This window comes from Lentimicrobium saccharophilum, from assembly GCF_001192835.1.
GTDB classification, from domain to species: Bacteria; Bacteroidota; Bacteroidia; order Bacteroidales; family Lentimicrobiaceae; genus Lentimicrobium; species Lentimicrobium saccharophilum.
In genome coordinates this window covers 1,770,103-1,793,974 of the sequence record NZ_DF968182.1, presented here as the reverse complement: position 1 = coordinate 1,793,974, position 23,872 = coordinate 1,770,103, and the positions used below count along the sequence as shown (strand labels likewise).

Below are 23,872 nucleotides of genomic sequence, written 5' to 3'. Positions count from 1 at the left end.
ACGGCCTTTGCCGCATGGCTTGGCCAGTTTGCCGTGACCGGTGACGGATGTGGAGTAATTATCCCCGATCTGAGTGGTTATACAGCTCCTGTACTTTGCGAAGGAGGAGAGGTGTCAATTACTTACAGTATCGCTGACCTTTGCAGCAGTGCCAGCATAACGCGCAGCTTCACCGTAAATGCCCCTACAGCGATTGTAATAGCAGAACCTGCTGATTTCAGTGCAGACGCCACCGATTTTGCCGACCAGGCAGAGATTAATGCAGCGTTTGCAAGCTGGCTTGAAGGCTTTGGAGTCACGGGCGGATGCAATCCCCAGGGCAGCTATGGAACGCCAACGGCGCCCACGCTTTGCGGAGGATTTACCGAAGTTACCTATAATGTAACCGACCTTTGCCAGACAGGCACAGCCACGGCCACGTTTACCATTGTATCACCCAACCCCTTGGTGATTAACAAGCCCAACGACTACAGCGGTTCATCATGTATGTTTGCCGATCAGGCCGCGGTAGACGCAGCGTTTGCCACCTGGCTGACCGGCTTCAGTGTAAGCGGAGGGTTTAACCCTGTGGGAGCCATTGTTGGTTCACCGGTAGCTCCGGCACTTTGCCAGGGCGGCACCACCACTGTGACCTATAATGTAACGGATGAATGCGGAGGCGGGTCAGTAACAGCGACCTTTACGTTGATTGCCCCGTCAGCTGTTTCCGTAGAAGGACCGGCGGATGCTTCATACACCAGTTGTGACTTTACAGACCAGACAGCCCTGAACACGGCCTTTGCCGCATGGCTAGGCCAGTTTGAAGTTACCGAAGACGGATGCGGCGTAACGGCCCCCGATCTGAGTAATCTCACAGCTCCGGTACTTTGCGAAGGTGGTGTGGTAACCGTAACCTATGGCATTACAGATCTTTGCAGCAGTACCAGTATTACGCGCAGCTTTAGCGTCACTGCCCCGTCAGCCGTATCCGTAGCAGGACCGGCGGATGCTTCCTACAGCAGTTGTGACTTTGCAGACCAGTCAGCCCTGAACACGGCCTTTGCCGCATGGCTTGGCCAGTTTGCCGTGACCGGTGACGGATGTGGAGTAATTATCCCCGATCTGAGTGGTTATACAGCTCCGGTACTTTGCGAAGGCGGTGTGGTGACTGTGATCTTTGGCATTAATGACCTTTGCAGCAGTGCCAGCATAACGCGCAGCTTCACATTATCCGGAGATGCCATACCCCCCGCCATCACCAACATCCCGCCCTCAACCATTGTGGCAGAATGCGGGACTCCGTTTGATCTGCTGCCGTGGCAGCTGCCCGAATGGACGGACAATTGCGGAACGGTAACGGTTATTTCGGATGTGATTGATCCTGCATCAACTGCTCCTTTACCTGCTACATATACAAGAACATGGACTGTGACGGACGCTTGCGGAAATCCCGCATCGTTCACACAAACAATTCAGGTGCCGAAGTGCGAGGAGGAATACTGCACCGTGACCCAGTTTACGCTTGGTAGTTCCACTGCTTCATTCTGTGATGGCACCAGTTCTTATGACCTGATGGAATCCCTGTTGCAGGAAAACGGACCGCTGGTAGTGGGTCTTCCGGCCAATAACCGTTCATTTACCGTACCGGTAGTTGGCGGAGCTCAGTGTATCCTTGATCGTTTCCCCAGCTGGAACAACGCCTTTGTATTGACCGGCAATTACAGTTGCGGCAATTTCGGAGATCTCTTGCAGCCGGATGGCAGATTTAACAACACCCTGCTTGTGGAAGCCATTACGATGCAGTTTAACCTTTGGATGACTCCCGCTTTAGGCGAATTGTTGCTGGAAAATTCTGCATTTTACATCAGATCTGCTTCAGGTTGCGGAGGCGAAGATGATTATCCGCTGGATGATTCAACTTATTATGAAATACCTCCTTCGGTTTATAGCTATCTCGGATCTGATCCTACTGTCCAGGATCTGCTTGATCTGGCCAACCTTGCACTAGGCTCTCCGGTGATTCCAGGTCCGAATGCACCAACCCGGGCTCAGATTAAATATGCGCTGAAGTACATCAATGAGGCATTTGAAAATTGCGGATTTATCTACTTTGTACCGCCTTTATCCAATAATATTGAGCTGGTTAAGACAGGTACCATTATCGACAATGAGCCCATTGGGGTGCATAATGCAGGCGACCAGGTATCATACCAGTTTGCAGTTTCCAATATCGGCAACCTGACCTTCTCCAGCGTTTACATCAACGATCCAATGATTGCGGTAAATGGCGGGCCTATCAATAATATGGCTCCGGGTGTTACCGATAACACAACTTTCTCAGGTATTTACACCCTTACTCAGGAGGACATTGATGTTGGATCGCTCTCCAATACAGCGATGGTAATTGGTCTGGCAGGTGTCAATGCGTATTACGATACCGATGACGACGTTCAGACATTTATCCAGGCTCCTTCGATCAGTCTGGTTAAAACAGGAACCTTCGTGGATAACTTCCCCATGGGTATTTACAATGCCGGAGATCAAATCGTCTATACATTTGATATTTCCAACACCGGAAACGTAACGCTCACGGATGTTGCCCTCAGTGATCCTTTGGCAGATCTCAGCGGCAATGCCATTGAAGTCCTGACTCCTGGAATGACCAACAGCAGCGCCTATTCGGCTGTTTATACCCTTACAGAACCGGATATTGCAGCCGGGTCGTTCACCAATACCGCGTTTGTAACCGGATATTTCGGGACAACGCCTGTTACTGCATCGGCCGAGGATACCCAGGCATGGAGCCAGCCTCCTATGATTGAGGTTTGTACACTGACTGAGGAAGGTTACAGCGATCAGTTCGGAGAATTCTGTAACGGTCAGACCATTTATGACCTGATTGAATCACTGATGTATCCGGATGATCCGCTGTTGCTTGGTTTACCTGCCAATGGCCGCACCTTCAGTGTGCCGGTGGACGGCGGCGCCCAGTGTATTATGGATATATTGCCGGGTGAAGGGTTTGCCAATAAACTGACCGGCAATTGGGGCTGTGGAAACTTTGGCTATCTGCTCAACAATGATGGCAAACTTTACAATACGCTGCTTTCGCAGATGATTGCCCTTGAGTTGAATATGCGACTGTCACCCGGTCTGGCCGATGTTGTGCTTACAAGTCCCGAATTCTACACCCGGGCTTCGTCGGCCTGTGGCGGCGGTACTTCCAATGGCAGTTACCCGCTGGACGATTCATTACATTTCGTCATTCCTTATTCGGTATACCTCTATCTTGGTATCAATCCGACCATTCAGGATGTTTATGATCTGGCCAATTCGGCATTGGGCGGTGTTGCACCTCCTCCGAACCTTGGACCTACCCTCAGCGATATCAGGGATGCCGTGCAGGTGATTAACCAGGCATTTGAGGATTGCCGTTTCATCTTCTTCATTCCCAAACCCAAGTCCTCTCTGGTACTTCCGCTAGGGAACGAATTGCCTGTGGGCATTGAATTAAAGGTTGCACCCAATCCTTTCCGTTTATTTACTGAGGTGTCCTTCAGTGTGGATAAAGACAGCAGGGTTCAGGCCCAGCTTTACGACATGCAGGGAAATCTGGTAAAAACCCTCTTCGAAGGCAATATGGAAGCAGGGCAGGAACGCACCGAAGTTTACAATGTCAGCAGGAATGAAAGCTTTGCTATGTTGATTTGTGTAATCCGAACCCCGACAGCCATCAGGGTACAACGGATTATCCGGACTCACTAGCAATGTGGTTATAATTTGAGTTCAGGCAGGCCTCCGGATTTTCAGGAGGCCTGTTTGATTTTATGAAAAAAGACCGCCATGATAAATGTGCGGTCTTTTCTGTGGGATGTACTGGACTCGAACCAGTGACCCCCGCCCTGTCAAGGCGATGCTCTGAACCAACTGAGCTAACATCCCGGAGGGGTGCAAAATTAATAAATTTTACTGATACCAATCCATTTGCTGAAATTTTTCTTTTCTAACAGGAACTTTTTGATTATTTCTAAGGTCCGGATCGCATTTTCCAGGGTGCAGGCCGGTTTGTGATGCTTTCGCGGATCTGCACCATTGCCGGCTTTCTCCTGATTCCCAGGCCAGGGTATAATAAGACAGCTTTCAAGCAGAAATCCAAAGGTTTTAACCATTCAGCAGCTTTTTTTGAGGACAGCATTTCTCCATGTCAGGCAGGCTGGTTACCTTTGGCGTTTCAATCCTGTTATGTTCCGCACTTTGCATGTTAACAACAGTGAATGGGATTCGCAAATATAAATACTACTGATTATGAAAAAGTTACTTTTTGCCATCTGGTTTTTTGCCCTGTTCATGTTGGCTCCGGTTCAGCTCTCAGCTCAGACCGGCCAAAAGGCTTTCACCCTGGAAGATCTTATGAAAAAGCGGATTTTCGCTGCATCTTCCGTGCAGGGAATCAGATCAATGAATGATGGGATGCATTATACTACCCTGACTGAGAATAACCGTAAACTGGTGAAATCAAGCTACAAAACCGGAGAGGTTGTTTCGGTTATCCTCGACCTCAACAGTTTTGAAGATTCCGGAATTAAAATGATCGTGGATTATGAATTCAGTGCCGATGAGAAAGAAATACTGATACAGTCCGATTACGAACCGCTTTACCGGCGGTCATTCAAAGCAGATTATTATATTTTTAATATTGCAACAGAGACGTTCTCGCCATTGTCCCGCAAGGGAAAACAGCAATTGGCTACTTTCTCACCCGATGGCACAAAGGTTGCGTTTGTGCGCGACAATAATATTTTCATCACAGATATTGCAACCGGGGAAGAGAAGCAAATAACCACCGACGGAAAATTCAATGAAATCATCAACGGGGCTCCGGACTGGGTTTATGAAGAGGAGTTTGAGTTTAATAAGGCTTTTGACTGGTCGCCGGACAGTAAACGGCTGGCCTATGTAAAGTTTGATGAGCGGAATGTGAAAATGTTTAATATGACCATGTTTCAGGGTCAGAAGCCTTCGCTTGATGAAAATGCCCTGTATCCTGCAAACAGTCAATTCAAGTATCCTAAGGCAGGGGAGGATAACTCGAAGGTAAGTGTACTGGTCTACAACCTTGAAAGCGGGAACACCCTCAGGGTAAATACCGGGACGGAGACCGATCAGTATATCCCGCGTATAAAGTTCACTACAGATCCGTCTGTTCTGGCTGTGCTGAGGCTTAACAGACTTCAGAACAAGCTGGAAATATTAAAGGTCAATGCATTGAATGGCGCTTCATCAGTCATGTATGCAGAGGAGAATGAAAGATATATTGATGAAGGGAACTTTGACAATCTGCGTTTTCTGCCTGATGGCAAACACTTTGTAATTACCAGCGAACATGACGGATGGTCGCATCTTTATCTTTTTACAACGGAAGGGGTCATGGTGCGACAACTAACCAAAGGAAACTTTGATGTAACAGAATTTTACGGATACGATCCTTTGAAAAAGCTGTTTTACTACCAGGCTGCCGCTGTTTCACCCTTGCAGCGCGAGATCTATTCGGTAAGCCTCGACGGAAAGAAAGCCAACCGGCTTACAGCTCTCACCGGAACCAATAACGGTGCATTCAGTACCACCTTCAGGTATTTCATCAATACTTATTCATCGGTAACGACACCTCCCGTCTATACCCTGCATGAGGCCGGCGGAAAACAGATCAGGGTGTTAGAGGATAACACGGCACTCAGAACAAAGCTGGATGAGTACAAACCGTCTCTCAGGAAGTTTTTCAGTTTTACCACGCCTGATGATATCACGCTGAATGGCTGGGTAATTTATCCGCCGCAGTTTGACAGCACCATGAAGTATCCTGTACTCATGAATCAATACAGCGGACCGAATTCGCAGGAGGTTATTGACCGTTGGTCATTGGGTTTCGATGAGTATATTGCCCAGCAGGGGTATATTGTGATGTGCGTGGATCCGCGTGGAACAGGCGCAAGGGGTGAGGATTTCAGGAAAGTTACCTATTTGCAGCTGGGAAAATATGAAACCCTCGACCAGATTGCAGCAGCAAGCTATGCCGCTACGCTGCCGTACGTTGACGGTTCAAGGATTGGTATCTGGGGATGGAGTTACGGCGGATTTATTTCTTCTTCATGCATGGTGAAAGGCAACGGGGCATTCAGGGTAGGCATAGCCGTGGCGCCTGTCACCAACTGGCGGTACTACGACAATATATACACCGAAAGGTTTATGCGTAAGCCCCAGGATAATCCCGAAGGCTATGATCAGAATTCACCACTTTTCTTTGCCGGCGACCTGCAGGGAAAACTATTGCTGGTGCATGGTACTGCCGATGACAATGTACATGTGCAGAATACGCTGGAATTTGCTGAAAGGCTGGTACAGGAGGGCAAACAGTTTGATATGATGCTTTACACCAACCGCAATCACGGCATTTACGGAGGCAATACCCGTATGCACCTTTTTACCCTGATTGAGGACTATCTGAAAGAAAATCTCTGAAAAAAAATGAGTTATAATTTTGATTATTCGGAGAATAGTTCTATTTTTGCACCCCTTTTAAGAAATTATTTTTTCACCATTAACAGAAAGAGAGCGTATTCGCATGATTATCGTACCCGTTAAAGAAGGCGAAAACATTGACAGGGCCTTAAAGAAACTGAAGAGAAAGTTTGAAAAAACCGGTGTTGTTAAAGAACTGCGTGAAAGGCAGAAATTTACCAAGCCTTCAGTTAAAAATCGCGAGCAGCGCCTGCACGCAATATACGTGCAGCAGCTTCAGCAGGCACAGGATCAGTAGGCCGCCTTATTTAAGTGCGATTTAAGGAAGAAAATTTTGATTTCCGGTAATAATGTCTTATTTTAGACGTTGTAATTAAGGAAACAAAGTTTTCTTCTTTTTTTGTTCATGATAAGAGATTCATTCTACGACTATTTACTACTCGTTAAACGCTATTCGCTGCATACACTGAATGCATACAAAACCGACCTGCTTCAGTTTCAGGAATATTGTGACAATTCATATAATCTGACCGACGACACCCGGGTTACTTACCCTATTGTCCGTTCATGGCTTGCATCACTTGTCGATTCGGGGCTCTCTGCACGCAGCATCAACCGTAAGCTGTCATCCCTCAAGGTTTATTTCCGCTACCTGCTGAAGGAAGGTTTCATCAGCGAGAATCCCCTGCTCAGGGCAACTTCGCTTGGAATGCCTTCGAGGTTGCCTGTTTTTGTGTCCAGGAATGAAATGGCATCAGTGCTGCATGAAAGCAATGGAAAGATTTCTTTCAATGAGAGGCGCGATATGCTGATCGTTGAAATACTTTATTGCACGGGGATCAGGCTTTCGGAGCTGATTAACCTCAGGCTCAATGATCTGGATCATGCAGCAGCAACCATCAAGGTCACGGGTAAGCGTAATAAGCAGCGGATCATCCCTGTAACACCATCACTTATAGCCCTGATTGATGAATATATCGGATTGCGTTCCGGGATTGTCAGTCCGGGTGTTTCAGAAATAATTGTGACCGATCAGGGAAAAAAGGCTTATCCGGTGTTTATCTACAGGAAAGTGAGCCGGGCCCTGGAAGCCGCTGGTGTAAAAGGGCGCAGAAGTCCCCATGTCCTCAGGCATACCTTTGCAACCCACATGCTCAATGAAGGTGCTGACCTCAATGCTATCAAGGAACTTCTTGGCCATTCAAGCCTGGCGGCAACACAGGTTTACACCCATATAAGTATTGAAAAACTTAAATCTATATACAAACTCGCCCATCCAAGGGCATAAAAAAAAGGAGGTTATCATGAAGGTAAGTATCAATGCCGTCAAATTTAAAGCTGACAAAAAGCTTGAGGAATTTATTAACGATAAGGTTGAAAAACTTTCAGGCGTTTATGACGGAATCATCGGAAGTGAGGTAATCCTTAAGCTTGGTAATGTGGAAACCCCCGATAACAAAATAGCTGAAATCAGGTTGCAGATCAAGGGTAACGACCTGTTTGCCAAGAAGCAAAGCAAGACCTTTGAGGAGGCGACAGATACTGCTGTGGATGCATTGCGCAAGCAGCTGGATAAGCATAAAGGCAAATTTCAAAAATAATTTTAAAGCTTAAGCGAAAAAAAATCGCAAAGTATTTGTTCGTGTCAAAATAGTTCCTATTTTTGCAGTCCTTTTTGAAAAGAAGGACTGCTTTTTTTTAAAAGCCTGTATAAGTTCATCGAAAGCCGCAGCATTCAAAGGATTTGTAATAAAAATTTGTCTTTTAAATGCCTGAAGGGATATCAGAGCACAAGCAGAAGTCTTGTCTTTTCATTGACATCATGCCGATGTAGCTCAGTTGGCCAGAGCAGCTGATTTGTAATCAGCTGGTCGGGGGTTCGAATCCCTCCATCGGCTCAGTTCTTTAAATATTGAATATAATTTGGGGAGATACCAGAGCGGTCAAATGGGGCAGACTGTAAATCTGTTGGCTAAGCCTTCGGAGGTTCGAATCCTCCTCTCCCCACATTAATAACAGCATTCCGGTTTTTATCAGGGTGCATATTGCGGAAGTAGCTCATTTGGTAGAGCGATAGCCTTCCAAGCTATAGGTGGCGGGTTCGAGCCCCGTCTTCCGCTCAATGATTAAAACTGTCGGATTGTATTGAATATGCAGTCCGGCATTAAAGCCGATGTAGCTCAGTGGTAGAGCACTTCCTTGGTAAGGAAGGGGTCACGAGTTCAAATCTCGTCATTGGCTCTGATTTAGTTTACTGAACGTAAGTTTTCATTAATTTACAATTAACAACAATTATTTAATATGGCAAAAGAAAAATTCGATCGTTCCAAACCGCACGTTAATGTTGGTACCATCGGTCACGTTGACCACGGTAAAACTACCTTAACCGCTGCTATTACCCTCATCCTTGCTGATGCCGGGTTATCGGAATACCGGTCATTCGATTCAATTGACAATGCTCCGGAAGAAAAAGAAAGGGGTATTACTATTAATACTGCCCACATTGAGTATCAGACCGCAAACCGCCACTATGCGCATGTTGACTGTCCCGGACACGCCGACTACGTAAAGAACATGGTTACCGGTGCTGCCCAGATGGACGGCGCTATCCTGGTGGTTGCCGCAACTGACGGCCCCATGCCCCAGACCCGTGAGCACATCCTGCTCGCCCGTCAGGTAGGTGTTCCCCGCCTGGTTGTTTTCATGAACAAGGTTGACCTTGTTGACGACCCTGAACTTCTTGATCTCGTTGAGATGGAAATTCGCGATCTGCTTACTTTCTACGGTTTTGATGGAGATAATTCTCCGATTATCCGTGGTTCAGCACTCGGCGGATTGAACAAGGAGCCCAAATGGGTTGAAAAAGTAATGGAACTGATGGAAGCCGTTGATACATGGATTCCCCTGCCTCCGCGTGATGTTGACAAGCCTTTCCTCATGCCTATCGAGGACGTATTCTCCATCACCGGCCGTGGTACCGTTGCTACAGGTCGTATTGAAACCGGCGTTATCCACACTGGTGACCCCGTTGAAATTATCGGTCTTGATGCAGATAAACTGAAATCAGTTGTTACCGGAGTTGAAATGTTCCGTAAGATCCTTGATACAGGGGAAGCCGGAGACAACGCTGGTCTGCTCCTTCGTGGTATTGACAAGGACGAGATCCGCCGTGGTATGGTTATCGCAAAACCCGGTTCAATCACTCCTCATAAGGAATTCAAGGGTGAAGTCTATATCCTGAAGAAAGAAGAAGGTGGTCGTCACACTCCTTTCCACAACAAGTACCGTCCCCAGTTCTATTTCAGGACTACCGACGTTACCGGTGAAGTTCATCTTCCCGAAGGAGTTGAAATGGTTATGCCTGGTGACAACCTTTCTGTTACCGTTAAGCTGATCGCTCCTATCGCTATGGCTAAGAACCTGCGTTTTGCTATCCGTGAAGGCGGACGTACCGTAGGTGCAGGTCAGGTAACTGAAATTCTTGACTAATAAGCTAAATCTGAGATAAAGGTATTCCGGCTGCGGAGTGCCTTTATCTCTGCCATATTAAATAAATACAATTGGCGGAGATAAATCTCTGAGAGGAAATTTACTCAAACGGGTGTAGCTCAATTGGTAGAGTAGCGGTCTCCAAAACCGTTGGTTGGGAGTTCGAGTCTCTCCACCCGTGCAAAAATAATACTGGTTAAATGGCAAAGACAAAGATTCAGGAATACATCAACGAAAGTTACGATGAGTTGGTGCACAAAACTTCCTGGCCCAGCTGGAGTGAGCTCCAGAACAGTGCAGTAGTAGTATCCATCGCTTCCCTTATAATCGCGTTAGTCGTTTATTTGATGGATATGTCTTTCCAAACTATATTGAAACAGTTCTACCTGCTGTTTTAGTTAGTTAACCTCTTTCTTCTACTTTTCAATATCAGTTATTTGATATTCAATCTTATCAATTACGTCATTCTGTATGGGTGAACAAATTAAAAAGTGGTACGTCATCCGGGCCATCAGCGGGAATGAGAAAAAGGTAAAGCAATACCTTGAAAGTGAAATCAATCGCCTTGGTTTAAGTGACTTTATTACGCAGGTTCTTATCCCTACAGAAAAAGTTTATCAGGTACGTAAAGGTAAGAAAGTCAGCAAAGAGCGGAATTATCTTCCGGGCTATGTGCTGATAGAAGCGATCTTAACTGGTGAAATTCCGCACATCATTAAAAATGTGCCCGGAGTTTTAGGCTTTCTTGGGTCTAAAGGTGAACCCGTTCCCCTCAGGCCTGCGGAAGTTAATCGCATACTGGGTAAAGTCGATGAATTAACCGAACAGGGCGAAGAAGTCAGTGTTCCGTTTATCGTCGGCGAAACCGTAACCGTAATCGACGGGCCTTTCAACAGTTTCACAGGTATTATCGAAGAGATAAACGAAGAGAAGAAAAAGTTGAAGGTAATGGTCAAGATTTTTGGCCGTAAAACCCCGCTCGAACTGGGCTTTATGCAGGTAGAGAAAGATTGACGAACGGGAAAGTGTAGTCAATTCACTCACTAAGTTTACACAAATGGCAAAAGAAGTAAGCGGTTTAATCAAACTGCAGATAAAAGGTGGAGCAGCCAATCCTTCCCCACCAGTAGGGCCTGCATTGGGTTCTAAGGGTGTGAACATTATGGAGTTCTGCAAGCAGTTCAATGCGCGTACCCAGGATCAGGCTGGCAAGGTTCTTCCGGTAATTATCACCGTTTATAAGGACAAGTCTTTTGATTTTATCATCAAAACCCCGCCGGTTGCAGTGCAGTTGTTAGAAGCAACCAAACTGAAAAGCGGATCCGCTGAACCTAACCGTAAAAAGGTGGGTTCTGTCTCATGGGATCAGGTTCAAGCTATTGCTGAAATCAAGATGGCCGACCTGAACGCCTTCACTATTGAATCTGCGATGCGGATGGTTGCCGGAACAGCAAGAAGTATGGGAATTACCGTAACCGGTAACCCGCCTTTTGCTAATGACTGATCAAGTAGTTCTACCATTGGTTGGAATTACGAACGTTTAAACAATTCATAACAAAGGCGCGAAATGGCTAAATTGACAAAAAAAAGGAAAGAGGCTCTGGCTAAGTTCGATAAGAGCGCGACCTACTCCCTGAATGATGCCATAAAAATCGTAAAGCAGACTTCCAGTACGAAGTTCGACAGCTCGGTTGACATTGACGTCAGACTGGGTGTCGACCCCCGTAAGGCCAATCAGATGGTCAGGGGTACTGTAATGCTGCCTCACGGTACCGGTAAAACTGTAAGGGTATTGGTATTGTGCACCCCGGATAAGGAAGATGAAGCCAAAGCTGCCGGTGCTGATTTTTATGGACTGGATGAGTATATCCAGAAAATCAAAGAGGGTTGGACCGACGTGGATGTAATCATCACTATGCCCAGCGTAATGCCCAAAGTTGGTGCACTCGGTAAAATACTGGGTCCCCGTGGACTTATGCCTAACCCGAAAACCGGAACAGTTACCATGGAAGTGGGAAAAGCCGTTCAGGAAGCTAAAGCAGGTAAAATTGATTTTAAAGTTGACAAATTCGGAATCATTCACGCAGCGATCGGTAAATCCTCTTTCGATGAGGTGCAATTACTCGAAAATGCGAAGGAACTGCTTCACACCATCGTGAAGCTGAAACCTTCAGCTGCTAAAGGCACTTACATGAAGTCATTATTCATGTCAAGTACCATGGGCCCGGGTATACGTGTTGATCAGAAATCATTCACCGTGTAAGTTAATCTGTTGAACTTTCCTCGTAAACCGAAAGAAAATCATGAGAAAAGAAGAAAAGAGTCAACTTATTGACACCCTGACCGAGCAGCTGAGCAACAGCAATAACATTTATATTACTGATATCTCCGACCTCAACGTTGAAGTTACCAGTAAGTTGAGAAGGTTATGCTTCAAGAAGGACGTCAAGTTGATCGTTGTTAAAAATACATTGTTGCGTAAAGCAATGGAGCGTTCCGGAAAGGACTTCTCACCGCTTTACGGCGCACTGAAGGGTGCTACTTCCATCATGTTATCGGAAGTAAACAATGGACCGGCCAAGTTGATCAAGGAGTTCCGCAAAACAAGCGACAAACCTATACTTAAGGGTGCTTATGTAGAAGAAATGTCGTTTATGGGCGATCATAGCCTTGATATGCTTGTCAACATCAAATCCAAGAATGAACTTATCGCCGATATTATCCTGGCCCTCAAGTCACCTGCAATCAATGTGGTTTCAGCACTTCAGTCGGGTGGTCATAAATTGAGCGGAGTTCTGAAAACCCTCTCTGAGCGGTAGTATACATTTGCTTCATTAGGAAGCTCCGAAAAAACAAATCACGTTTCATTGTAAAACAATTAAAACAACAATAAAAATGGCAGACTTAAAAGCTTTCGCAGAACAATTGGTTAACCTGACTGTTAAGGAAGTTAACGAATTAGCCCAGATTCTCAAAGATGAATATGGCATTGAGCCCGCAGCAGCAGCTCCCGTAATGATGGCAGGCGGCGCAGGGGCAGGAGAAGCCGCTGCAGTTGAAGAGAAAACCCAATTCGACGTTATCCTCAAGGCAGCAGGACAGGCTAAACTTGCTGTTGTCAAGCTTGTTAAAGAACTCACCAGCCTTGGACTGAAAGAAGCTAAAGAACTGGTTGACGCTGCTCCCAAAGCAATCAAGGAAGGCGTTTCCAAGGATGAAGCTGAAGCACTCAAAAAACAACTTGAAGAAGCTGGTGCAGAGGTTGAAGTAAAATAAGTAGATGGGATTATTTTGCAATTATACAAGCAGATTCTGTTCCTACGCGTATGCGTAGGTTCAGAGTCTGCTGTTTCCCGATTATGGTGATCGGGATTAATTGTTTAAATTATTAAGAGTTCTTACTTTAAATTTTACCACCTTGGCTTCAAAAAAAATTGATAGAATAAGTTTTGCAACCTCAAAGGTTCAAGCCGAATATCCTGATTTTCTTGATATCCAGATCAAGTCATTTCAGGATTTTTTCCAATTGGAAACCAACCCCGAAAACAGGGCTTCGGAAGGCTTGTATAAGGTATTTGCAGAAAATTTCCCGATCACTGACGCCAGGAACAATTTCGTGCTTGAGTTCCTGGATTATTTCATTGATCCGCCCCGCTATTCAATAGAAGAATGTATTGAAAGGGGATTGACCTATAGTATCCCACTGAAGGCCAAGCTGAAACTTTATTGTACCGATCCGGAGCACGAAGATTTTGAGACAATCATACAGGATGTTTATCTTGGAATGATTCCTTACATGACCCCTAAAGGTACTTTTGTGATCAATGGTGCCGAAAGGGTTGTTGTATCGCAGTTGCACCGCTCGCCCGGCGTATTCTTCGGAACCAGTTACCACGCCAATGGATCGCAGCTTTTCTCAGCCCGGATTATCCCTTTTAAGGGATCGTGGATGGAATTTACCACAGACATCAACAACGTGATGTATGCCTATATCGACCGGAAGAAAAAACTGCCGGTCACCACGTTGCTCAGGGCTATTGGCTACGAAACTGATAAAGACATCCTCGAAATCTTCAATCTTGCTGAAGAAGTTAAAGTGTCCAAGGCTGGTCTGAAAAAAGTTGTCGGTTCCCGTCTTGCTGCCAGGGTGCTTAAAAACTGGATAGAGGATTTTGTGGATGAGGACACCGGAGAGGTCGTTTCCATTGAACGTACCGAGGTCATCATCGACCGCGAGACTGTGATTGAAAACCATCACATTGATCTCATCGTTGAATCCGGAGCAAAAACCGTGTTGCTCCATCGCGATGACCCTGATAATATTGACTATTCGATTATATTCAATACCCTGCAAAAGGATACCGCCAATTCCGAAAAGGAAGCCGTGGAATTTATCTACAGGCAACTCCGCAATGCCGAACCGCCTGATGAGGAAACGGCAAGGGGTATTATTGAAAAACTCTTCTTCTCCGATAAACGCTACGATCTCGGAGATGTAGGACGTTACAGAATTAACAAAAAACTGAATCTTGATATCCCCATTGAGACTAAAGTTCTGACCAAAGAGGATATCATTTCCATCATAAAGTACCTGATTGGTCTGATTAACCTTCGCACGGAAGTTGATGACATCGACCATCTGAGTAACCGCAGAATCCGTACCGTTGGTGAGCAGCTATACAACCAGTTTGGTGTAGGCCTTGCCCGTATGGCCCGTACCATTCGTGAAAGAATGAACGTTCGTGACAATGAAGTGTTTACGCCAACTGATCTTATCAATGCGAAAACCCTTTCTTCAGTGATCAACTCGTTCTTTGGAACGAATCAGCTGTCACAGTTCATGGACCAGACCAACCCCCTGGCAGAACTCACCCACAAAAGAAGGGTATCTGCGCTTGGTCCGGGAGGTTTGTCGCGCGAGCGTGCCGGTTTCGAGGTTCGCGACGTGCATTACACCCATTACGGCCGTCTGTGTACCATTGAAACACCTGAAGGCCCGAATATCGGTCTTATCTCTTCTCTTTGCGTTTATGCGAAGATCAACAGGCTCGGATTTATTGAAACACCGTATAAGCGTGTTGTAAACGGTAAAGTAGCAGTGAATGAGGATCCGGTTTATCTTAGTGCAGAAGAAGAAGAAAACAAAGTTATTGCGCAGGCTACCACACCTTTTGATGATGCCGGTAATTTCGAAAACGAGCGTATCAAAGTGCGTTACCTGGCCGATTATCCTATCGTTGAAAAGGAGAATGTTGACCTTATCGACATCGCTCCCAATCAGATCGCTTCCATCGCAGCTTCGCTGATTCCGTTCCTTGAACATGACGATGCCAACCGCGCTTTGATGGGTTCAAACATGATGCGTCAGGCAGTCCCGCTGCTCAACCCTGAAGCCCCGATTGTTGGTACAGGTATTGAGCGCAATGTTGCTTTTGATTCCCGTGTACTCGTCAATGCAGAAAGCGACGGACTGGTCGAATTTGTGGATGCGACTGAAATAGTAATACGTCATACCAGGCTTGAAGATGAAAAACTCGTAAGTTTTGATGATGATGTAAAACATTACAAGCTTACCAAATTCTCGAGAACCAATCAGAATACCTGTATGAACCTCCGTCCGGTGGTTCGTAAAGGTGACCGGGTGAAAAAAGGCCAGGTTCTTTGCGAAGGATATGCAACCAGCAAGGGTGATCTTGCGCTTGGGCGTAACCTGATGGTGGCATTCATGCCCTGGAAGGGATATAACTTTGAGGATGCGATTGTAATCTCTGAAAAGGTCGTTAAAGAGGATATTTTCACCTCTATCCATATCGAGGAATTTGTACTGGAAGTGCGTGACACCAAACGTGGTGTTGAGGAGCTGACCAATGACATTCCGAATGTCAGCACAGAAGCTACCAAGGACCTTGACGAAAACGGATTGATCCGCATCGGAGCCGAGGTAAATGAAGGCGATATCCTTATCGGTAAGATCACCCCGAAAGGTGAAAGTGATCCTACCCCGGAAGAAAAACTCCTCAGGGCGATTTTCGGTGACAAGGCCGGAGACGTGAAAGATGCCTCACTCAAGGCACCTCCTTCGATGAAGGGTGTGGTCGTTGATAAGAAGCTCTTCTCGCGCATGATCAAGGACCGCAAGGTGAAAGCCAAAGAAAAAGACATGGTGAAGGTGCTTGATGATGAATTTGCAAAGAATTCTCAGGACCTGAAAACCAAACTTGTTGATAAGCTGACCGTGCTGGTTTCAGGGAAAACCTCTCAGGGCGTTTACAATAACTTTAAGGAGGAGATTGTACCCAAAAAGATCAAATTCACCCAGAAAATGCTGATGGGTATTGATTACCTGAGTGTTAACCCTGGTAAGTGGACAACCGATAAGGATGTGAACGAGCTGGTTAAAACGCTTATCAACAACTATATCATTAAGTACAAAGAGATCCTCGGCGTTTACAACCGCAGGAAGTTTGTTGCCACTGTAGGTGATGACCTGCCAAACGGAATTGTACAGATGGCCAAGGTCTATGTTGCCAAGAAGCGCAAGCTGAAGGTGGGTGATAAAATGGCAGGCCGTCACGGTAACAAAGGTATTGTTGCCCGTATCGTTCGCGAAGAGGATATGCCTTTCCTCCCTGACGGAACACCGGTGGATATTGTTCTGAATCCCTTGGGTGTACCGTCGCGTATGAACCTTGGACAGATTTATGAAACCGTGCTGGGTTGGGCCGGGAAAAAACTGGGATTGCATTTTGCCACTCCGATTTTTGACGGTGCCACCGATGAGCAGATTAATGAATATATGCGTCAGGCCGGGCTTCCGGAGAACGGAAGGGTTTACCTTTACGACGGAGGTACCGGTGAACGTTTCCACCAGCCGGCTACCGTAGGTTACATTTACATGCTCAAGCTTCACCATATGGTGGATGACAAGATGCACGCCCGTTCTATCGGACCTTACTCCCTCATTACCCAGCAGCCTCTCGGAGGTAAAGCTCAGTTCGGGGGCCAGCGTTTCGGAGAAATGGAGGTCTGGGCTCTTGAAGCATTCGGTGCATCGCATATTCTGCAGGAAATCCTCACTGTGAAATCAGATGATGTAATGGGCAGGGCCAAAGCTTATGAGGCGCTTGTAAAAGGCGATAACATGCCGATCCCGGGTATCCCGGAATCGTTCAATGTTCTTGTGCACGAGCTCAGAGGTCTCGGACTTAACATCTCTTTCGATTAATATTTACGGAAGTGTCTGCCATATTGCCTGATATGCAAAATGGCAGACATTTACCGCATGTTTGTTTTTTACTCTTTCATACCTTATCAAACAGCATATGGCTTTCAGAAAAGACAGCACCATTTCCAGCAATTTTTCCAAGATTACCATCAGCCTGGCTTCACCGGAAATGATCCTCGAGCGCTCGAGCGGTGAAGTGCTGAAGCCCGAAACAATTAACTACCGCACCTATAAACCCGAACGTGATGGTTTATTCTGCGAAAGGATTTTTGGCCCGGTAAAGGATTGGGAATGTCATTGCGGAAAATATAAGAGGATACGCTACAAGGGGATCGTTTGTGACCGCTGTGGCGTTGAAGTTACAGAAAAGAAGGTACGCCGCGAACGCATGGGCCACATTCAGCTCGTTGTTCCGGTTGCACATATCTGGTTTTTCAGGTCATTACCCAACAAAATCGGCGCGTTGCTTAACCTGAATACCAAACGACTTGATTCTATCATCTATTATGAACGGTATGTGGTTGTTCAGCCGGGAGTTATGGATGGAGTAATGCTTAAGGAAGATGTTAAGGTCGAAAAACTTGCCCTGCTTACCGAAGAGCAGTATTTCGAAGTGCTTGATTCATTGCCGAAGGAGAATCAGTATCTTGATGACAGCGACCCTAACAAATTTGTTGCTAAAATGGGGGCTGAGGCTCTGTTTGAACTGCTGAAAAATCTTGACCTTGACTTCGAATCATACGAACTCAGGCACAAGGCTAATAATGAAACATCACAGCAGCGTAAGGCTGAGGCGCTGAAACGTCTTCAGGTGTTTGAAGCTTTCCGCGATGCCCAGTCCCGTATCGAAAATCGTCCTGAATGGATGATCGTGAAAGTGGTTCCTGTGATTCCGCCGGAACTGCGTCCACTGGTGCCCCTGGATGGCGGACGTTTTGCCACCAGCGATCTTAACGACCTGTACCGCAGGGTGATTATCCGCAATAACCGGCTCAAAAGACTGATTGAGATCAAGGCTCCCGATGTGATCATGCGCAATGAAAAGCGTATGCTTCAGGAAGCCGTTGATTCTTTGTTTGATAATTCACGCAAGGCCAATTCGGTTAAGACTGAATCAAACCGGGCCCTTAAATCGCTCAGCGACAGCCTGAAAGGCAAGCAGGGTCGTTTCCGTCAGAACCTTCTTGGTAAACGTGTTGACTACTCCGGCCGTTCGGTGATCGTCGTCGGCCCCGAGCTGAAGCTCAATGAGTGTGGTTTGCCTAAGGATATGGCTTCTGAGTTGTTCAAGCCATTCATTATCAGGAAGATGCTTGAAAGGGGCATTGTCAAGACCGTGAAATCGGCCAAGAAAATTGTTGACCGCAAGGATCCTGTTGTATGGGATATCCTCGAAAATATCCTGAAGGGACATCCTGTAATGCTGAACCGCGCTCCGACACTTCACCGTCTGGGAATCCAGGCGTTTCAGCCTAAACTGATTGAAGGAAAGGCCATTCAGCTGCATCCCCTGGTATGTACCGCTTTCAACGCCGACTTTGACGGTGACCAGATGGCTGTTCATGTACCCCTTGGAAATGCCGCAGTGCTGGAAGCCCAGCTTCTGATGCTCGCTTCACATAATATTCTGAATCCCGCCAACGGTGCACCTATTACCGTTCCTTCGCAGGACATGGTGCTAGGGTTGTATTACATGACCAAAGGAAGAAAATCAATTCCCGAGAATCCGGTGAAAGGAGAGGGGATGAGTTTTTATTCTCCTGAAGAAGTGATTATTGCCTACAACGAGCGCGTGATAGATCTGCATGCTTATATTAAAGTCAGAATCACTGAGGTTGAGAAAGGCGTTCCCGTTGAGAAACTTATTGAAACGACCGTTGGACGCGTATTATTCAACCAGGTAGTTCCACAGGAATACGGGTATATCAACCAGCTGCTTACAAAAAAAGCACTCCGCGACATCATCGGTGATGTGCTGAAGAAGACCGGAACGGCCAAAACAGCCCAGTTCCTTGATGATATCAAGAACCTTGGATATACCATGGCTTTCAAAGGCGGACTTTCCTTTACGCTGAGCGATGTAATTGTACCCGAAGTTAAGGAAGAACTGGTCAGCCAGGCAAATGAAGAGGTGGAAGAAGTTGTGGGCAACTACAACATGGGTTTCATTACCAACAATGAGCGTTACAACCAGATCATCGATATCTGGACACATACCAACTCGAGGCTTACTTATACCCTGATGGAGAATCTGGCAAAAGACAAGCAGGGTTTCAACCCGGTTTATATGATGCTGGATTCAGGAGCCCGTGGATCGAAAGAGCAGATCCGTCAGCTTTCAGGGATGAGGGGTCTTATGGCCAAGCCGCAGAAATCAGGTGCTACTGGTGGCGAGATTATCGAAAACCCGATTCTTTCGAACTTCAAGGAAGGTCTTTCGGTTCTTGAGTACTTTATCTCTACCCACGGTGCCCGTAAGGGTCTTGCCGATACCGCGCTGAAGACTGCCGACGCCGGATATCTTACCCGCAGGCTGGTTGATGTTGCCCAGGATGTGGTTATTACGGAGCCTGACTGCGGTACCTTGCGCGGTCTTACAACCACGGCCCTCAAGAAAAATGAGGAAATTGTGGAGACCCTCTATGACCGGATTCTTGGCCGCGTTACCCTGCATGACATTTATCATCCCCAGACCGGCGAACTGATTGTAGAAGCCGGAGAGGAACTTACCGAGGATATCTGCCGCATTATCGAAGATTCACCGATTGAGGCTGTTGAAATCCGTTCGGTACTTACCTGTGAATCAAAACAGGGCGTTTGCGCCAAATGCTACGGACGTAACCTGGCTTCAGGTAAGATGGTTCAGAAGGGAGAGGCTGTTGGTGTGATTGCCGCACAGTCGATCGGGGAGCCGGGAACGCAGCTTACCCTGCGTACATTCCACGTCGGGGGTACTGCTTCCAACATCTCCGTTGCTTCACGTATTGAGGCCAAGTATGATGGTATTCTGGAGATTGATGAGCTCAGATTTGTTGAATACGAAAACGCTGAAGGAAAGAAATATGATATCGTGATCGGCCGTTCGGCTGAAATGCGTATCGTTGACAGGAAAACAGGCATCATTCTTTCTTCGGCCCATATTCCTTACGGAGCCAACCTTTACTTCCGCCAGGGTGATGATGTAACCAAGGGAAGCCTGGTCAGTGATTGGGATCCGTATAACGCCGTAATTCTTTCGGAAGTTTCCGGAAAGGTAGTTTTCGACAATATCGTGGAAGGTACGACCTACCGGGTGGAATCGGACGAGCAGACCGGTTATCATGATAAAGTTATCATCGAATCCAGACAAAAAGCGAAAAATCCGAGTATCCGCATTGTTTCCGGCGATGGCTCTGACCTCAGGGTTTATGATATCCCGGTCGGATCGCACATTATCGTGGAAGAAGGCCGTATGATCAAAGCCGGTGAAATCCTTGTCAAGATTCCGCGTGCAGTTGGAAAATCCGGTGACATCACAGGTGGTCTTCCCAGGGTAACCGAGTTGTTTGAAGCGCGTAATCCTTCTGATCCTGCCATCGTGGCTGAAATCGATGGCGTAGTTTCCTTTGGTAAGAAACTTAAGCGTGGTAACCGCGAGGTCATTATTACCTCAAAGACAGGGGAAGAAAAGAGTTATCTGATCCCGACCTCAAAGCAGATTCTTGCCCAGGAGAATGACTATGTAAAAGCCGGTACACCACTTTCGGAAGGCGCCATGACCCCCAGCGATATTCTGGCGATCAAAGGCCCCATGAAAGTTCAGGAATATATAGTCAACGAAATCCAGGAGGTTTACAGGCTTCAGGGGGTTAAGATCAACGATAAGCATTATGAGGTGATTGTCCGCCAGATGATGCGTAAAGTTGAGGTTGCAGATCCGGGAGATACTAAATTCCTTGAAGGTGAGCTTGTTAACAAGATAGATTTTCATGACGAGAATGACTGGATCTTCGGCAAGAAGGTTGTCATTAATCCGGGTGATTCTACAACCCTGAAGCCGGGTCAGATCGTTACAGCCCGTAAACTGCGTGATGAAAACTCGCTGCTGAAACGCCGTGACAAAAAACTGGTTGAAGCCCGCGATGCACAGCCGGCCACTGCAAAACAGGTACTTCAGGGGATAACCCGTGCCTCGCTGCAGACCAAGAGCTTTATCTCAGCGGCTTCATTCCAGGAGACAACCAAAGTACTTACGGTTGCATCCATCAATGCCAAGAGTGATGAACTGCTCGGTCTGAAGGAAAATGTGATCGTCGGACATCTTATCCCTGCCGGTACCGGACTTCGTGAATACGATGATCTGATCGTCGGATCGAAAGATGAGTATGAGAAACTGATGGCTTCGAAGGCCGAGGATTTCTGATTGTAACAGACTTACAAGCAGGGCGGCCGGTAATATAGCCTGCCGCCCTTTTTTTTAATCTACTATTCATCGTTAAAATACATAACCATGAGCGACAATAAGCAAAACCAGATCAACATTGAGCTTAGCGACGAAACCGCTGAGGGAATCTATTCTAACCTGGCCATCATTACCCATTCCAATGCAGAATTTATCATTGATTTTGTGAAAATGATGCCTGGCGTTCCCAAAGCAAAAGTTAAATCAAGGATCATTCTGACTCCTCAGCATGCGAAGCGCCTGATGGGTGCCTTACGTGAGAATATTGCCAAATATGAAGCCGTTCATGGCAATATTAAGGAAAGTGATGCCAGTATGCCATTCTCTCTTGGAGGGCCTACCGCACAGGCTTAGTATAAGAAATTGAGTTTATGAAAGGGGAATAGCCAGACAAGACCGGAAGTTCCCTTTTTGCGTTTCCCGGAGTTTATACCAGGAATTGAAAAAGAGCCCCGGAAATTCAGCATAGGCCTGCGGTCTTATCCCCGGCAGCTTATCATTTGCGTTTCTTCAGAACTGTGGATTTTCATAGAAATCCGGTCCTGAATTCATAAAGCTGAAAATTACAGCTCCGAACAGAATCATAAGAATAACCGCGATAACAATTGAAATCAACGCCCATATCAGCGTTGCTTTAGCCCAGTTTGCTTTACTTGGATGGTAACCACTTCCGAAGGCCCAGACAAACAGCATAACAACATTAACCACTGGAATTGCTGCAATAAGCAGGGTGATCATCCAATCGCCAACGGAAATTTCCGGGGCAGGGTATTGCTCATTTGTTTCCATATTTTAAGTTATTGTGATTAATTCATTCAAATATACTCAACTTTTACTGAAAATTTCCTGATCCGGATTTTTATCCGTTCATGCGACCGGGATTGTTGCAGATAATTGGATAATAGAGCTGTTTTATAAACTAGCAGCATGTTTTAACTTAACTTTGCAAAGAAATAAACCTGCATTTATGGATTTGTCATTTTTATTCCAGGCCGATTCACCGGTTTTTACATGGGTAGTGCTGCCGTTGCTGATATTCCTGGCACGTATCAGCGATCAGACTATCGGCACGATGAGATTGATTTTTCTTTCGAAAGGTCATAAACTGCTGGCTCCTTTCCTTGGATTTTTTGAAGTGATTATCTGGCTGATTGCCGTCAGTCAGATCATGAAGCATCTGGATAATGTACTCTGCTATATTGCTTATGGAGGAGGCTTTGCCATGGGTAATTATATCGGGATGGTGATAGAAGAAAAACTTTCGCTTGGAAATGTGCTGATCAGGATTATTCCGCGCAAAGATACCAGTGAACTGATCCGTTATCTGAGGGAAAATAATTATGGTGTGACATCGGTAAATGCCGAGGGCAGTAAGGGAAAGGTTGACATTATATTTACGATTATCAAGCGCAAGGATATAGACAATGTCGTAGGAATTATCAATCAGTTTAATCCGAATGCATTCTATACCATTGAGGATGTCAAAGCCATCAATGAAGGGATATTCAAGAAACCCCGGAAAACAACCATTTTTGACAGCTTGTCTTTTGGAATTAAAAAGAATAAATAATTTGTCGGTGAGACTCATTGTTTATTCTTGTTTTAATAACTGAAATCTTTCTAACATGCCCAGACCAAAACGTCGCCGTAAAGTTTTCAGACCTCCGCTGATATCAGGGTTTCTGCCTTTTGGATCTTCAGCAGGTTCTTCAGGCGGAATATCCTTGCTTTATGAGGAATTTGAGGCCATGCGTCTTGCGGATTACGAGGGCCTGCCTCAGCAGGAAGCCGCCGGCAGGATGGAGGTGTCGCGTCCGACATTTTCCAGAATATATGACCTGGCGAGGCAAAAACTTGCCAAAGCCCTTGTTGAGGGCCTTGCCCTGACCATTGAAGGCGGCAATATTTTATTTGATGAAGATTGGTTCAGATGCAACAACTGCCATACTGCTTTCAGCCCTCCAGGAAAAAGTAGTTTTGTCGTATGCCCCGTATGCAGGAGCAGTGACCTTTCAGATATCAGAAAGAGCGGCAGGGAATCAGTTCCGGATATGCTTCCAAGGCCGGCGATTCATCAGACAGGTTTCTGCGTATGTTCCAGATGCGGGCTGAAGGTTTCACATCAGGCAGGAATTCCCTGCCGCAGCCTGGTTTGCCCTGTATGCAGCACACCCATGATTCGGGAGCATCACCCCGTAATCCCTTAATCTTACATCCAATTC

At 46.3% G+C, this 23,872-nt stretch carries 18 protein-coding genes and 6 tRNA genes; 22 read left to right on the top strand and 2 right to left on the bottom strand.

The genetic code is table 11. From position 1 onward, the window contains the following. A partial coding sequence (locus TBC1_RS06785) for a DUF7507 domain-containing protein (protein WP_201781640.1) occupies nucleotides 1–3,744 on the top strand: 3,744 nt, incomplete at its 5' end. A gap of 102 nt (nucleotides 3,745–3,846) precedes the next feature. Here TBC1_RS06785 and TBC1_RS06780 read toward each other — a convergent pair. Then, a tRNA-Val gene (locus TBC1_RS06780) sits at nucleotides 3,847–3,921 on the bottom strand. 363 nt (nucleotides 3,922–4,284) lie between these two features. On the opposite strand from TBC1_RS06780, the gene TBC1_RS06770 reads away from it, so the two are divergent. From TBC1_RS06770 to TBC1_RS06680, 19 genes are all read left to right on the top strand, one after another. Next, nucleotides 4,285–6,495, top strand: coding sequence for a S9 family peptidase (locus TBC1_RS06770; protein ID WP_062040045.1), 2,211 nt, complete (start codon nucleotides 4,285–4,287; stop codon nucleotides 6,493–6,495). 103 nt (nucleotides 6,496–6,598) lie between these two features. After that, nucleotides 6,599–6,793, top strand: a complete 195-nt coding sequence (rpsU, locus tag TBC1_RS06765; RefSeq protein ID WP_062040043.1) for a 30S ribosomal protein S21 — start codon at nucleotides 6,599–6,601, stop codon at nucleotides 6,791–6,793. Nucleotides 6,794–6,901: 108 nt separating this feature from the next. After that, nucleotides 6,902–7,783 carry a tyrosine-type recombinase/integrase gene (locus TBC1_RS06760; protein ID WP_062040041.1) on the top strand — a complete coding sequence of 294 codons (882 nt, stop codon included), beginning with the start codon at nucleotides 6,902–6,904 and terminating at the stop codon, nucleotides 7,781–7,783. A gap of 16 nt (nucleotides 7,784–7,799) precedes the next feature. Beyond that, nucleotides 7,800–8,096, top strand: a complete 297-nt coding sequence (locus TBC1_RS06755) for an HPF/RaiA family ribosome-associated protein (protein WP_062040039.1) — start codon at nucleotides 7,800–7,802, stop codon at nucleotides 8,094–8,096. Between the two features lie 223 nt (nucleotides 8,097–8,319). Continuing rightward, nucleotides 8,320–8,393, top strand: a tRNA-Thr gene (locus TBC1_RS06750). 27 nt (nucleotides 8,394–8,420) lie between these two features. Beyond that, a tRNA-Tyr gene (locus TBC1_RS06745) sits at nucleotides 8,421–8,502 on the top strand. A 40-nt stretch (nucleotides 8,503–8,542) separates the two neighbouring features. Beyond that, nucleotides 8,543–8,615, top strand: a tRNA-Gly gene (locus tag TBC1_RS06740). A gap of 49 nt (nucleotides 8,616–8,664) precedes the next feature. Further along, nucleotides 8,665–8,736, top strand: a tRNA-Thr gene (locus TBC1_RS06735). A gap of 60 nt (nucleotides 8,737–8,796) precedes the next feature. Further along, nucleotides 8,797–9,984 (top strand): elongation factor Tu, encoded by a 1,188-nt coding sequence (tuf, locus tag TBC1_RS06730; RefSeq protein WP_062040037.1) that lies wholly within the window; start codon nucleotides 8,797–8,799, stop codon nucleotides 9,982–9,984. A gap of 108 nt (nucleotides 9,985–10,092) precedes the next feature. Then, nucleotides 10,093–10,165, top strand: a tRNA-Trp gene (locus TBC1_RS06725). Between the two features lie 19 nt (nucleotides 10,166–10,184). Beyond that, nucleotides 10,185–10,382, top strand: a complete 198-nt coding sequence (secE, locus tag TBC1_RS06720) for a preprotein translocase subunit SecE (RefSeq protein ID WP_062040035.1) — start codon at nucleotides 10,185–10,187, stop codon at nucleotides 10,380–10,382. Between the two features lie 73 nt (nucleotides 10,383–10,455). Further along, nucleotides 10,456–10,998: a transcription termination/antitermination protein NusG gene (gene nusG / locus TBC1_RS06715; protein ID WP_062040033.1), complete on the top strand. Its 543-nt coding sequence runs from the start codon at nucleotides 10,456–10,458 to the stop codon at nucleotides 10,996–10,998. Between the two features lie 43 nt (nucleotides 10,999–11,041). Beyond that, nucleotides 11,042–11,488, top strand: a complete 447-nt coding sequence (gene rplK / locus TBC1_RS06710; protein WP_062040032.1) for a 50S ribosomal protein L11 — start codon at nucleotides 11,042–11,044, stop codon at nucleotides 11,486–11,488. Between the two features lie 63 nt (nucleotides 11,489–11,551). Beyond that, a complete protein-coding gene (gene rplA, locus TBC1_RS06705) occupies nucleotides 11,552–12,247 on the top strand; it encodes a 50S ribosomal protein L1 (protein ID WP_062040029.1) in 696 nt (231 codons plus the stop codon). A 40-nt stretch (nucleotides 12,248–12,287) separates the two neighbouring features. After that, nucleotides 12,288–12,803 (top strand): 50S ribosomal protein L10, encoded by a 516-nt coding sequence (gene rplJ / locus TBC1_RS06700; protein WP_062040028.1) that lies wholly within the window; start codon nucleotides 12,288–12,290, stop codon nucleotides 12,801–12,803. Nucleotides 12,804–12,879: 76 nt separating this feature from the next. Further along, nucleotides 12,880–13,260 (top strand): 50S ribosomal protein L7/L12, encoded by a 381-nt coding sequence (rplL, locus tag TBC1_RS06695; protein WP_062040025.1) that lies wholly within the window; start codon nucleotides 12,880–12,882, stop codon nucleotides 13,258–13,260. Between the two features lie 142 nt (nucleotides 13,261–13,402). Further along, nucleotides 13,403–17,209 (top strand): DNA-directed RNA polymerase subunit beta, encoded by a 3,807-nt coding sequence (rpoB, locus tag TBC1_RS06690; RefSeq protein WP_062040024.1) that lies wholly within the window; start codon nucleotides 13,403–13,405, stop codon nucleotides 17,207–17,209. Between the two features lie 97 nt (nucleotides 17,210–17,306). Then, nucleotides 17,307–21,611: a DNA-directed RNA polymerase subunit beta' gene (rpoC, locus tag TBC1_RS06685; protein ID WP_062042857.1), complete on the top strand. Its 4,305-nt coding sequence runs from the start codon at nucleotides 17,307–17,309 to the stop codon at nucleotides 21,609–21,611. Between the two features lie 87 nt (nucleotides 21,612–21,698). Then, nucleotides 21,699–22,004 (top strand): DUF3467 domain-containing protein, encoded by a 306-nt coding sequence (locus TBC1_RS06680; protein ID WP_062040022.1) that lies wholly within the window; start codon nucleotides 21,699–21,701, stop codon nucleotides 22,002–22,004. Nucleotides 22,005–22,160: 156 nt separating this feature from the next. Here the strand turns inward: TBC1_RS06680 and TBC1_RS06675 are convergent, their stop codons facing one another. Then, a complete protein-coding gene (locus TBC1_RS06675) occupies nucleotides 22,161–22,439 on the bottom strand; it encodes a hypothetical protein (protein ID WP_062040020.1) in 279 nt (92 codons plus the stop codon). 178 nt (nucleotides 22,440–22,617) lie between these two features. Between TBC1_RS06675 and TBC1_RS06670 the strand changes: the two genes are divergently transcribed. Together TBC1_RS06670 and TBC1_RS06665 are read left to right on the top strand one after the other, a co-directional pair. Continuing rightward, on the top strand, nucleotides 22,618–23,220 hold the full coding sequence (locus tag TBC1_RS06670) for a DUF2179 domain-containing protein (protein ID WP_062040018.1): 603 nt from the start codon (nucleotides 22,618–22,620) through the stop codon (nucleotides 23,218–23,220). A gap of 55 nt (nucleotides 23,221–23,275) precedes the next feature. Further along, complete coding sequence (locus TBC1_RS06665; RefSeq protein WP_062040016.1) at nucleotides 23,276–23,857, top strand: DUF134 domain-containing protein; 582 nt, start codon at nucleotides 23,276–23,278, stop codon at nucleotides 23,855–23,857. Nucleotides 23,858–23,872 lie beyond the last annotated feature (15 nt).

Coding starts and splice junctions, on each gene's coding strand:
- TBC1_RS06755 (WP_062040039.1), top strand. CDS start 7,800: ATGAAGGTAAGTATCAATGCCGTCAAATTTAAAGCTGACAAAAAGCTT.
- TBC1_RS06680 (WP_062040022.1), top strand. CDS start 21,699: ATGAGCGACAATAAGCAAAACCAGATCAACATTGAGCTTAGCGACGAA.
- TBC1_RS06670 (WP_062040018.1), top strand. CDS start 22,618: ATGGATTTGTCATTTTTATTCCAGGCCGATTCACCGGTTTTTACATGG.
- rplK (WP_062040032.1), top strand. CDS start 11,042: ATGGCAAAAGAAGTAAGCGGTTTAATCAAACTGCAGATAAAAGGTGGA.
- TBC1_RS06665 (WP_062040016.1), top strand. CDS start 23,276: ATGCCCAGACCAAAACGTCGCCGTAAAGTTTTCAGACCTCCGCTGATA.
- tuf (WP_062040037.1), top strand. CDS start 8,797: ATGGCAAAAGAAAAATTCGATCGTTCCAAACCGCACGTTAATGTTGGT.
- TBC1_RS06770 (WP_062040045.1), top strand. CDS start 4,285: ATGAAAAAGTTACTTTTTGCCATCTGGTTTTTTGCCCTGTTCATGTTG.
- rplJ (WP_062040028.1), top strand. CDS start 12,288: ATGAGAAAAGAAGAAAAGAGTCAACTTATTGACACCCTGACCGAGCAG.
- TBC1_RS06675 (WP_062040020.1), bottom strand. CDS start 22,439: ATGGAAACAAATGAGCAATACCCTGCCCCGGAAATTTCCGTTGGCGAT.
- rpoC (WP_062042857.1), top strand. CDS start 17,307: ATGGCTTTCAGAAAAGACAGCACCATTTCCAGCAATTTTTCCAAGATT.
- rplA (WP_062040029.1), top strand. CDS start 11,552: ATGGCTAAATTGACAAAAAAAAGGAAAGAGGCTCTGGCTAAGTTCGAT.
- nusG (WP_062040033.1), top strand. CDS start 10,456: ATGGGTGAACAAATTAAAAAGTGGTACGTCATCCGGGCCATCAGCGGG.
- TBC1_RS06760 (WP_062040041.1), top strand. CDS start 6,902: ATGATAAGAGATTCATTCTACGACTATTTACTACTCGTTAAACGCTAT.
- rplL (WP_062040025.1), top strand. CDS start 12,880: ATGGCAGACTTAAAAGCTTTCGCAGAACAATTGGTTAACCTGACTGTT.
- rpsU (WP_062040043.1), top strand. CDS start 6,599: ATGATTATCGTACCCGTTAAAGAAGGCGAAAACATTGACAGGGCCTTA.
- secE (WP_062040035.1), top strand. CDS start 10,185: ATGGCAAAGACAAAGATTCAGGAATACATCAACGAAAGTTACGATGAG.